The following is an 11,967-nucleotide window of genomic DNA, read 5'->3' on the forward strand; positions in this document are numbered from 1 at the left end:
TCATGAACAGCGGCAACCTCGATTTGACCGCGTGGAGCGGTGGGCTGGCGGGAGCGTGCTACATGGTCTTTGCGTTGCGCCTGCTGCAATCGGGCTACCTGAAGTCACTGCGAGAGACCTCCAAGCTTGCGGTGCTGGCCGCCGTGTTGCTGAGCGCCTTGTGGGGCTGGTCCATGTTGCTGCAGATGCAAACGCAGGCACCGCTACTGCCTCTGCTGACAATCCTTCTCGACCAGTTGCGTTACGCCGCCTGGTTCGCTTTTCTATTGCTCCTGCTGCGGACCAACCGAGCCGACAAGGAGCCCGTCGGAAACAGCCTGATCGTCTGGGCCGTTTTGCTGGCCGTCTCCGGCCCCTTGTCCCTGGTGTTGACGGCGCTGGATGCCGACAGCCTGGGTGAGCCCACGCGCTGGATCCTGTTCAGCGCCATGGCCATGCCGGTGTTTGCGCTGGTGCTGCTGGAACAGGTTTTTCGCAACGCCACCGAAGACTCCCGCTGGAACATCAAACCGTTGTCGCTGGGACTGGCAGGCACCTTCCTGTTTGATCTGTATCTGTTTTCACAGGCGGTGTTGTTCAACCGCCCCGACGAAGATGCCCTGAGCATCCGTGGCGGTGTACACGCTCTGATGATGCCCTTGCTTTTGCTCTCCAGCACCCGGCGCAACGACTGGATTGCCAAAATCCAGCTATCACCCAAAGCGGCATTCCACTCTGCCACGCTGCTGATCGCGGGCATCTATCTGATATTTATTTCTGGTGTGGGCTACTACGTGCGCTACTTCGGCGGCGAATGGGGGCGCGCTCTGCAATTGGGTTTGGTGGTGTTTGCGCTGATTTTGCTGGTGATACTCGCGCTATCAGGCACCATGCGCGCCAAGCTCAAGGTGTTTTTGGGCAAACACTTTTTCCGTTACCGTTATGACTACCGTGAAGAATGGCTCAAGTTCACGCGGGCCCTGTCGGCCAGCAGCTCACCGCAAGAGCTGGGTTCTCAGGTGGTCCGAGGCCTGGCAGAGATGGTGGAAAGCCCGGCCGGCGGATTGTGGCTGCGTGTCAAAGGCGAAGCCGCCTTCACCCAGACCGCACGCTGGAATCTAGCCCCCACTGACGACAAGGAACCGGTGGACACGGCGATGTGTCAATACATGGCCGAAGGTGGCAGGCTCATCAACCTGGAGGATTACCGCTCGGCATCCAGGCGTTACGGCAGTTTGAAAATTCCCGTCTGGTTGCAGGAGTTGCCGCAGGCCTGGCTGGTGGTGCCACTGATGGTGGGTGAAGAGTTGACCGGTTTTGTGGTGCTGGCCAGTGCACGCACCTTGTTTGATGTGAATTGGGAAGTCAACGACCTGTTAAAAACAGCCAGCAAACAAGCCGCCAGTTATCTGGCCCAGATGCAGGCGACCGAGGCCTTGCTGGAAGTGCGCAAATTTGACGCTTTCAACAAGATGTCGGCGTTTGTGGTGCATGACCTCAAAAACATCGTGACGCAACTCTCACTCATGATGAAAAATGCCAAACGTCTGGGTGACAACCCAGAGTTTCAGCAGGACATGCTGATGACGGTAGAAAACTCGCTGGACCGCATGCGCCAGTTGATGTTGCAGTTGCGCGAAGGTGCCACGCCTCCGGGCAAGGCTTTTGGTGTCAACCTGAGTGCCATCGTCACACGGGTGCAAGCGGTTGCCGCGGCACGCGGCCGCACTCTGGAAGTGCTGGCGATGGAGCCGGTTGATACGCGCGGACACGAGGAACGGCTGGAGCGCATCATCGGCCACGTGGTGCAAAATGCCTTCGATGCGACCGACCCGAGTGGCCATGTCTGGCTGACACTGGAGCGCGCTGGTGGTCAGGCCAGCATTGTGGTGAAAGACACCGGCCAGGGCATGACGCAGGACTTCATCCGTGATCGGCTTTTCAAACCATTTCAAACCACCAAACAGGGTGGCATGGGCATTGGTGCTTACGAGAGTTTCCAGTATGTTCAAGAGTTGGGTGGCAAGATAGATGTCCAGAGCGAAGTCAATCAAGGCACCACCGTGACCCTGCTGTTGCCACTGTTTGAGACCCAGAAAAATTCCGACCTACATTCCCTGGAAAGCGCATGACCTCCGAAAAATCTCGCCCGTTAATGATTGTTGAAGATGATCTGGCGCTGCAAAAACAGATCAAGTGGTCCTTGGACCGTTTTGAAACCGTCACCGCAAGTGACCGCGAAACCGCCTTGCTGCAGTTGCGCAAGAGCCTACCTGCGGTAGTAACCATGGACCTGGGCCTGCCACCTGATGCCGATGCTGTCTCCGAGGGTTTCAGGCTGCTCGAACAGATCATGGCGTTTGACCCGGACATCAAGGTCATTGTGCTGACAGGTCAGAACGACCAGGCCAACGCTTTGCGCGCCGTGGCCATGGGGGCGTACGACTTTTTTGCTAAACCGTTCGAGCCCGAACTGCTGAACCTGACCGTCGAGCGGGCCTTTCGCTTGTTTGAATTACAGGCTGAAAACAGGCGACTGCGCGCTCTGCATCAGCCGGACGCGCTGGCGGGCCTAACCACCCGCGACCCACAAATGATGCGCATCTGCCGCACCATTGAAAAGGTCGCCGCCAGCAACGCCACTGTCATGCTGCTCGGTGAAAGTGGCACCGGCAAAGAAGTGTTGGCGCGCGGATTACATCAGGCGTCGCCGCGGCGGGGAGAGAAATTCGTGGCCATCAACTGCGCCGCCATTCCCGAGAATCTGCTGGAGAGTGAGCTCTTTGGTTATGAAAAGGGGGCTTTCACCGGGGCTGCCAAAACCACCCTGGGCAAAATCGAAACCGCCAATGGCGGCACCTTGATGCTAGATGAAATTGGCGATTTGCCCTTTCAGTTACAGGCTAAGTTGCTACGTTTTTTGCAAGAAAGAACGATTGAACGTGTCGGTGGCCGACAAGAGATTGCAGTGGATGTGCGCATCGTCTGCGCCACCCATCAGGACTTGATGGCTCTTGCCAAGGAAAACCGCTTCCGCGAGGATTTGTATTACCGGTTGGCAGAAATTGTGGTCAACATCCCGCCACTGAGAGACCGCGTGGGTGACTCGGCGCTGCTGGCGCATGCCTTTGCCCGCCGATTTGCGCAAGAGCAAAACCGGGCTTCGCTGACACTCAGTGAAGATGCAGTCAAGGCCATCGAGCAACACCCCTGGCCCGGCAACATCCGTGAACTGGAAAACTGCATCAAACGCGCAGTCATCATGGCCGATGGCAACCAGATCACCCGCGAAGATGTTGGCCTGCAAGCGGCCAGTGACGCGCTGGATACCTCGCTGGATTTGCGCGTCATCCGCGACAACGCCGAAAAAACCGCCATTTTGGCGGCGCTGGGCCGTGTCAACGGCAATGTGCTCAAAGCCGCCGAGTTGTTAGGTGTAAGCCGACCCACGCTGTACGATTTGATGCACCGGCTCGGTTTGAAATAAGTTCTTCGTTCCAATCATGTCCATCCAGGGGTCTGTCATGAGAATCACAAAAAATCCTACACGTGCCGCACTCTCAGTGCTGATGGTGTCTCTGCTGTTGGTGGCTTGTGGCGACAAGCCCGAAGCCATGATCAGCTCCGCCAAAGACTATCTGGCCAAGAATGACAGCAAAGCCGCCGTCATCCAGATCAAAAACGCACTGCAAAAAAGCCCGGACATGCCAGAGGCGCGCTTTTTGCTTGGCAAGACTTTGTTAGAAAGTGGCGACGTAGCAGGCGCGGAAACCGAGTTGCGCAAGGCCTTGGCGCTGAATTTTCCTCAAGACCAAACCCTCCCCTTGCTGGCTACTGCGCTGCTGGCACAAGGTCAAGCTAAAAAGTTGACCTATGAATTTGGTAAAACGATCTTGACAGACAAGACCGCGCAAGCGGCATTGCAGACCAGCCTGAGTAGCGCCTACGCAGCCCAGGGGCAGGCCGAGTCAGCACAAGCATCCCTGGATGCTGCCCTGGTGGCTTCACCTGACTACGCACCTGCCAAGCTGATTCAAGCACGCCAAAAAGGTGGCCAACGCGACTTTGATGGCGCGCTAGCCATTGCCAATGAAGTCATTTCCAAAAACCCGCAAAGTTTTGAAGCCTGGAAGCTCAAAGGTGACCTGCTGCGTTACGCCAAAAACCAACCAACCGAGGCACTGGCCGCCTACCGCAAATCGGTCGAGATCAAACCCGATTTTCTGACGGGCCAGGCTGCTGCAGTCACCTTATTGTTACAACAAGGTGATCTACCGGAGGCAGCCAGTCAGATCGAGCAGCTGAGAAAAATCGCGCCCAACATCCCACAAACCAAATTCCTGGAGGCCAACCTGGCTTACCAGCAAAAAAACCTGCCCGCCGCCCGCGAGTTGGTACAGCAAGTTCTCAGAACTGCGCCCAACAGTGTGCAGGGAATGCAACTGGCTGGCGCCATTGAGCTTCAGCTCAATTCTCCGGTGCAAGCAGAGGTCTATCTGAACAAAGCGCTGCAAGCTACACCCAATCTGCCTTTGGCGCGCCGCTTGCTGGTGATGACTTACCTGCGATCCGGCCAAGCCACAAAAGCGTTGGAGACACTGAAACCAGGCTTGGCCGGTGACAACGTGGACCCCGGCCTGTATGCGGTGGCGGGCGAGGTGTACCTGCAGAACAATGACGTGAAAAAAGCCGAGGAATACTTCACCAAAGCCACCCAGCAAGACCCCCAAAATGCCAGGAACCGAACTTCGTTGGCTTTAACCCACTTGATCAGTGGGCAGGTAGATAACGCCTTTGGTGAACTGAACAACATTGCCGCCTCAGATACCGGAACTACCGCTGACCTGGCCCTGATCAGTGCCCACCTGCGCCGCCAGGAGCTGGACAAGGCACTGAAGGCCATCGACGCTCTTGAAAAAAAACAGGCAGACAAGCCACTGGCAGCCAACCTGCGCGGACGGGTGTTGCTGGCCAAGCGTGACGTACCTGGCGCACGCAAGAGTTTTGAACGTGCCCTGCAGATTGATCCGCTGTTCTTTCCAGCCGTCGCCAGTCTGGCGGGCCTGGACTTGGTAGACAAGAAACCGCAAGACGCCAAGGCACGCTTTGACGCTGTGCTGGCCAAAGACCCAAAAAATGGCCAGGCGCTGCTGGCACAAGCGGAACTGGCTGGCAGAACCGGCGCTGGCAAGAACGAGGTCGGCAAACTGATCGCCAACGCCGTTTCAGCCAATCCCACGGAGGCTGCACCACGCCTGCTGCTGATTGACTTCCATCTGCGCAATAAGGATGTGAAACTGGCGACCTCAGCTGCGCAGGACGCGGTTGCGACTTTGCCCAACAGCCCAGAGTTATTGGACGCTTTGGGCCGCACCCAACTTGCGGCAAGTGAATTCAACCAGGCGATTGCCAGTTTCAACAAACTGGCTGGCATGCAACCACTGTCGCCGCAGCCTTACCTGCGCTTGGCTGATGTTCATATGGCCAACAAAGACAAAGCTTCCGCCGCAGTCGCTCTGCGTAAAGCGTTAGAGATCAAACCTGATCTGCAGCAGGCACAACGTGGCACCATCTTGTTGGACATGGATGGCAATAACATCTCTGGCGCATTGGCTACTTCCAAGACCATGCAAAAACAAGGCCCCAAGGATGCGGTGGGGTATGTTTTGGAAGGTGATATCAACGCATCCCAAAAGAACTGGGAGGCGGCGGCCTCAGCCTACCAGACGGGCCTGAAACAAACCAGCTCGGCCGAATTGGCCGTCAAACTGCACTCGGTACTGCTGGTGGCAGGCAAGGCAGCAGAGGCGGAGCGATTTGCCATCACCTGGCAAAGGGAGCAGCCCAAAGATGCTATTTTCCTGCTCTATCTGGGTGATGGTGCCATCGCCCGCCAAGACTACACCAGCGCTGAAAGATACTACACCCGTGTGACTCAACTGCAGCCCAACAACGGTATGGCTTTTAATAACCTGGCCTGGGTGACTGCACGCTTGCACAAGGACAACGCCATAGCTTTGGCGGAAAAAGCCAACACCCTGGTACCCAACCAGCCGGCATTCATGGACACCCTGGCCGTGTTGCTGTCTGACAAAGGCGACTACGCCAAAGCGTTAGAAGTGCAAACCAAGGTGGTCACACTGCAACCTGATAACCCGGTGTTCAAACTGAGTCTGGCCAAGATTCACATCAAAGGTGGCAGGAGAGATCTGGCAAAGGTGCAACTGGATCAATTGGCCAAGTTAGGAGACAAATTTACTGGGCAGAAGGAAGTGGCCGAGTTGCTGAAGTCTTTCTAAACTTCGACACAGTTGTTTTACTGTCGGTATTGTTTACATCTGACTGGACGTTGATGGGCTTTGTATCAAAAACACCTGCAATTTCAACAACATAAGCCTGTTGGCGCACAATTTGCTTGATCTAGCAAATACGAGGTGAGCTTATGAACGAAACACAAACTGAATCTTTGCCACAAACCGTTGAGACAACTCAAGCGACTGGTATTGCGCGTCGGCGGTTGTTGCGTGCTGGCTTGGCTGCTGGACCTGTGGTGCTGACTTTGAGTGGGCGATCCGCCATGGCGGGAACGAGTTGTGGCACCGTTAAAGGTCTGTCGCCTATGGCTTGGGCGTCAATGGCTCCCGATGGTGCTTGTGTTGGCACATCTCACACCATCACTGGTCACGCTTGTGGCAGATCACCCGGGTATTGGAAACCGAACTGCGGCAGTAGTGCGCAAACTTTTCAGCCTGACTACAAATGGCCGGTTGCACCGTGTGACAAGCTCCAGACATTGGTGTACGGAACTTACCAACTCAAATCATGGGGCGATTACCATTACACATCCTTCAAGGGGGTGGCGTCAAACGACTCCGGTTTCGCTAGGGGTGTGAAATTTAAGTCTGTGTTTACAACCAGCGCCGATACCCGCAGTTTCAGCCGGATTTTGATTGACGAGAGTGCCGCAGGAAATATCGAATGGCATTTTTGTGCCGCTTATTTGAATTGCAAGGCCATGGCGGGGAGCTATGCGGTCACTGAAGCTGAGTTGAAATATCTCTATGAAAACAGACGCCTTGTGCCCGGTGGTAAACAGTTAACAGTCGGTCAAATCAAAGAGTTTTTGAACCAAACCTGGATTTAAACTTTTTTCCAGGCTCTAACAAAGGATGCAAGCGGCACTATCCAACCCGTTAGAGGACATTGCCGTTGCGCAATTTGCGGACGAACCCAGCGTTGTTCTTTTCATCCCTTGCTCCGGGGAAGTTTTCTTGTGTGCCGCTGATGATTGGAAGCAGTTCAAAGAAAATCCAACCGACAGGTCATCCGATTTGAAAGATGTCTTGTTGCGATCATGTGTGACCGGCCTGTGAGCAGTGTTTGGCTGGCTTCATTGCTATGACAATGGAGCCATGACTTCCCGTCGTCTCAGCGAGCTTACAGAAACCCAAATCGAACAGGCCCTTCAAGGCGAGGGCTTGGGTTTGGTTGTTGCTTCATTCCACGGTCTGGTGCAATGCAATGCGGGGCTGCTTTCAAGTCCCCTTCACCTGTTGTATACAGACTATCTCGCGGACACCTCTCCCGTCGGCTTCTACGACTTCCGCATCAACCTGAAGAAATTCCGGTCCGCCCCCTGGAAACCTTGGCAAGTTAAATTTGACTGGGAGGGCAGCAGCCCGTTTCCCGCTCTACCCCTCGCTCATGCCCACCCTTTGTTTGAATGGGGCTTGAACTGGTGTGTGGCGACCGCCAGCGGCGCCCACACCGTCATTCACTCGGCGGTGGTGGAGCGTGATGGCTTGGCACTGGTGTTGCCTGGGTCACCAGGATCAGGCAAAAGCACCTTGTGCGCCGCGCTGGCGTTGACCGATTGGCGGCTGCTTTCGGATGAACTCACAATCATCTCGCAGGTTGATGGCAAGGTGCAGCCGGTGCCTCGCCCCATCAGCTTGAAAAATCAATCCATCGACATCATCAAAGCCTTTGTGCCGTCTGCAGAGCTGACGCCGCCGGTGGTGGCCACCCACAAAGGTGCGATTGCGTATGCCCGACCACCGCGAAGCGCCGTGCAGGCCAGCCATATGGCGGTGCCCGTGGGGTATGTGGTCTTTCCGAAGTTTGTACCGGGTGCGCAGCTGGACTTTGAGCCTTTGACCCGTGCCGAGGCCTTGACCGAACTGATGGAAAACACCTTCAACGTCGGGCTGCTGGGCGCCGAAGGTTTTGCCTCGCTGGCGCGCGCCATCGCCAACGCCAAGTGCTACGCCGTGGAATATGGTGATCTGGTCTCCATCGTGAACTGGGTGAACACTACATGCCGACCCAGCGCCTGACACACCTGCTGAAAACACCCCAAAGCGTCTCAGAGGTGACCGATGCGCAGTGGAATGGGATCGTCGAGGCAGGGCGCAAAAATCAATTACTTGGCCAACTGGCGGCAGCGCTGCGTCGTGCGGGTGTGTTTGAGCTGGTTTTGCCTGCCGTTCAACGGCATCTGGCACTCGATGAACTGACTGCCCAACGGCGTGCGGAGGCGGCCCTGTGGGAACTCAAAGGCATGCGCCGAGCGATTGACCCGAGTGTTCCCCTGGTGGTGCTCAAAGGCTGCGCCTACATGGTGGCGGGTGACGTCAATGCCGGTGGTCGGCTGTTCTCGGACGTGGATCTGATGGTGCCCCGCGCTCATCTGGACGCCGTGGAATCCTCTTTGATCAGCGTTGGCTGGAAACCCAGCCGTGTGAATGACTACGACTTGGCGTATTACCGCAACTGGATGCACGAGGTGCCGCCGATGGAACATGTGCGCCGCCACACCGTGTGTGACCTGCACCATGCCATCAACCCGCCGGTGTCACGCTACTACATCCCTCCGGAAAAGCTGTTTGCGCACCTGGTGGAAGTGTTGCCCGGCATCCACGTGTTGTCACCTACCGACCGGGTCATTCACTGCGCTTTGCATTTGCTGCAGGAAGGTGAACCGAAGAAGTTAATCCGTGACTTGTATGACTTGCACCTGTTGCTACAGCAGCACTTTGGCGCAGACCAGGGCCTGACGCCACTGCTCTTGCGGGCCGATGAACTGGGCGTGGGCGCACCAACAAAAACAGCGGTCGCTGCCGCGCAGAGCCTGTTCGTTGACAACACAACAGCGCAGCTCCCGAAGGGCTGGTTGCAAAAGCAGGTAGAAATAGCGGCTTTGAGCACTCTGGACAAAGGCCATCTGTCAGGTGAACTGGCCGGTTGGGCGGTGCTTGCCCATTCCCATTGGATGAAGATGCCCTTGCGCCTGCTTGTGCCGCATCTGACCCGAAAAACTTGGGTAACCTGGTTTCCTGACAAGGAAGTCTAGGCGTCTTGCCAACTGACAGCTGGCTCGACAAAGAGCGGCTGACTCGTCCAACAGCCCGCCAGCGGATAATCCCGCCCCTATGGCACTCATCACACTTCTAGACGCCCAGCTGGCATTCGGGCACGTGGCCCTGCTCGACCACGCTGATTTTTCCCTTGAAACGCAGGAGCGCGTTGGGCTGATTGGCCGCAACGGCGCTGGCAAGTCCAGCATGCTCAAGATCCTGGGTGGTCTGGACAAGCCCGATGACGGCACGACGCAGGTACAAAACAACATCCGCATCGCCTATGTGGCACAGGAGCCGCAGCTCGACGCAGACGCTACTATTTTTGAAGCTGTCAGCGAAGGTCTGGCAAGGGTCAGAGCCCTGATTGAAGAATATTCCGAGGGACATGGCGACCTCGACGCGATGCAAAGCGAGATCGAGTCGCTCGATGGCTGGAACTGGGAGCAACGTGTGGGTGAAACCCTGCACCGCCTGCATCTGGCGCCTGACGCGATTGTGCGCACCCTCTCAGGCGGTAACAAAAAACGTGTCGCCCTGGCACAAGCGCTGGTGGCCGCCCCCGACGTGCTGCTGCTGGACGAACCAACCAACCACCTGGACCTGGACAGCATCGAATGGCTGGAAGGCCTGCTGTGTGAGTTCAAGGGCAGCATCATCTGTATCACCCATGACCGCTCGTTCCTAGACAACGTGGCGACGCGCATCGTTGAATTGGACCGGGGCAAATTGTTGTCCTACCCTGGCAATTTCGCGGCTTACCTGGTCCAAAAAGAGGAGCAGCTGGCGCAAGAGGCGGTGATCAACGCACGCGCCGACAAACTGCTGGCCCAGGAAGAAATCTGGATCCGCAAGGGTGTCGAAGCACGCCGTACCCGGGCCCAGGCCCGCATCGTGCGCCTGGGGGAATTGCGTGCCAAACACCAGGCACGCCGCGACGCCGTGGGCAGCGTCAACATGGACGTGGTCACCGGTGGAGCCAGCGGCAAACTGGTGGCCGAGTTGACCCATGTCTCCAAGAGTTTTGGTGACCGAAAAATCGTTGACGACTTCTCCGCCACCATCCTGCGGGGTGACAAGATCGGTCTGCTAGGCCCCAATGGCGCGGGCAAAACCACCTTGCTCAAGCTGATTCTGGGTGAACTCAAGGCCGACCCGGCACCCGCCAACTCCCCCGCGCCCGAACCCGGCCACAGCCCCTGGGGCACGGTGCGCCAGGGCGCCAACATCTCGGTGGCGTATTTCGACCAGATGCGCAACGCGCTGGACCTGGACGCCACGCTGGAGGACTTCATCAGCCCGGGGAGCGAGTGGATTGAGATTGGCAACCAGAAAAAACACGTCAAAAGTTACCTGGGCGACTTTCTGTTCTCGCCGGCCCGTGCCAACTCACCCGTGCGTTCCTTGAGTGGTGGTGAACGCAACCGCCTGTTGCTGGCGCGCCTGTTTGCCCGCCCGGCCAATGTGCTGGTGCTGGACGAGCCGACCAACGATCTGGACATCGACACCCTCGAATTGCTGGAAGACCTGCTGCAAAACTACGACGGCACGGTGTTTCTGGTCAGCCATGACCGCACCTTCCTCGACAACGTGGTCACCAGCACCATCGCGTATGAAGGCGACGCCAAGTGGCGCGAGTATGAGGGCGGCGTGACCGACTGGCTGGTGCAGAGCAAACGCGCTGCCGAGATTGCCAAGAGCAAAGGCCAAAAAGCCCCTAAGCCCTTTCATTATGAGCGCGAACAGCTCTCAAAAACGCAGCAGACCAAGCCGCCTGAGACACCTGCCCCAGCGCCTGCAAACGCAGCCACCACAGCGAAGGCACGCAAGCTTAGCTTCAAGGAACAGCGCGAACTCGATGGCCTGCCTGATCTGATTGCCAGCCTGGAAGCGGAACAAGCCGAGGCCGCCGCTCTGCTGGCCGACGGCAGCCTGTACGCAGTGGACAACGCCCGCGCCCTGAAACTCGCTGCGCGTAGCGCCCAGATTGATGAAGAGCTGCTGGCCGCGCTGGAGCGCTGGGAAATTCTGGGCAACCCCGCGGCTTGACCTGAACGTCGCGCAAGGCCTGCGCGCGAAAGCTGGCGGCGGCAAGCCCTCAGATCAGAGGTCAGCCAAGGGAATGCCACCGGCCGACTCGTCCACTCGCAGCAGGGCGATCAGCTCGGCCAGGTCATGGTCCAACTGTTGCAAGGTGTGTTCAGGCAGCTGGGCCAAGGCATCGGGCAGCACCCCCTCAAATGGACCCGGTGACTTGGCCAGCAAGGCCTGCGCTGGGGGCAAGATAAACAGCTGCACCTGGCGTTTGTCGACCTGACCTTTGTCGGCGCGGATCAGGCCCTTGGTCAACAAGCCTTTGACCAGATTGCTAGCAGTGGACTGGTGCACATCCATGCTGCGGGCCAACTCACCCAGGCCAACACCAGGCTGGTCGCGGATCACACTCAAGGCCCAGACCTGGGCGCCACCCAGGCCCACCTGTTTTTCGACTTGTTTGAAATGGGTGCGCACCGCGTTGAACACAACGCGGAAACGGCGCAACACCTGGGTCGATTGCGCAGACTTGGCGCGAGAGGCTTCCGAGGGTGACATAAACAGCGGCAAATGGTTAAACAGGCGCCATGATAGTGGC

General features: G+C 57.3%; 8 protein-coding genes. 7 read left to right on the forward strand and 1 reads right to left on the reverse strand.

Annotated features, from left to right (window positions below):
- Nucleotides 1–2 precede the first annotated feature (2 nt).
- The 7 genes from prsK to FDG13_RS07490 all read left to right on the forward strand — a co-directional run bounded on the left by prsK (nt 3) and on the right by FDG13_RS07490 (nt 11,384).
- Nucleotides 3–2,111 carry an XrtA/PEP-CTERM system histidine kinase PrsK gene (gene prsK / locus FDG13_RS07460; RefSeq protein ID WP_180126316.1) on the forward strand — a complete coding sequence of 703 codons (2,109 nt, stop codon included), beginning with the start codon at nt 3–5 and terminating at the stop codon, nt 2,109–2,111.
- Nucleotides 2,108–3,466 carry a PEP-CTERM-box response regulator transcription factor gene (gene prsR, locus FDG13_RS07465; protein WP_180126318.1) on the forward strand — a complete coding sequence of 453 codons (1,359 nt, stop codon included), beginning with the start codon at nt 2,108–2,110 and terminating at the stop codon, nt 3,464–3,466. The genes prsK and prsR overlap by 4 nt, the downstream gene beginning before the upstream one ends.
- Nucleotides 3,467–3,503: 37 nt before the next feature.
- Nucleotides 3,504–6,278, forward strand: a complete 2,775-nt coding sequence (gene prsT / locus FDG13_RS07470; RefSeq protein ID WP_180126320.1) for an XrtA/PEP-CTERM system TPR-repeat protein PrsT — start codon at nt 3,504–3,506, stop codon at nt 6,276–6,278.
- Nucleotides 6,279–6,421: 143 nt separating this feature from the next.
- Nucleotides 6,422–7,123: a hypothetical protein gene (locus FDG13_RS07475; protein ID WP_180126322.1), complete on the forward strand. Its 702-nt coding sequence runs from the start codon at nt 6,422–6,424 to the stop codon at nt 7,121–7,123.
- Nucleotides 7,124–7,391: 268 nt separating this feature from the next.
- A complete protein-coding gene (locus tag FDG13_RS07480; protein WP_180126324.1) occupies nt 7,392–8,315 on the forward strand; it encodes an HprK-related kinase A in 924 nt (307 codons plus the stop codon).
- Complete coding sequence (locus tag FDG13_RS07485) at nt 8,297–9,331, forward strand: nucleotidyltransferase family protein (RefSeq protein ID WP_180126326.1); 1,035 nt, start codon at nt 8,297–8,299, stop codon at nt 9,329–9,331. The genes FDG13_RS07480 and FDG13_RS07485 overlap by 19 nt, the downstream gene beginning before the upstream one ends.
- 79 nt (nt 9,332–9,410) lie before the next feature.
- Complete coding sequence (locus tag FDG13_RS07490; RefSeq protein ID WP_180126328.1) at nt 9,411–11,384, forward strand: ATP-binding cassette domain-containing protein; 1,974 nt, start codon at nt 9,411–9,413, stop codon at nt 11,382–11,384.
- Between the two features lie 54 nt (nt 11,385–11,438).
- Here FDG13_RS07490 and FDG13_RS07495 read toward each other — a convergent pair whose 3' ends face one another.
- On the reverse strand, nt 11,439–11,927 hold the full coding sequence (locus FDG13_RS07495) for a MarR family winged helix-turn-helix transcriptional regulator (RefSeq protein ID WP_180126330.1): 489 nt from the start codon (nt 11,925–11,927) through the stop codon (nt 11,439–11,441).
- Between the last annotated feature and the right edge of the window lie 40 nt (nt 11,928–11,967).

The sequence above is a fragment of the Rhodoferax sp. BLA1 genome (assembly GCF_013416775.1).
GTDB lineage: Bacteria > Pseudomonadota > Gammaproteobacteria > Burkholderiales > Burkholderiaceae_C > Rhodoferax.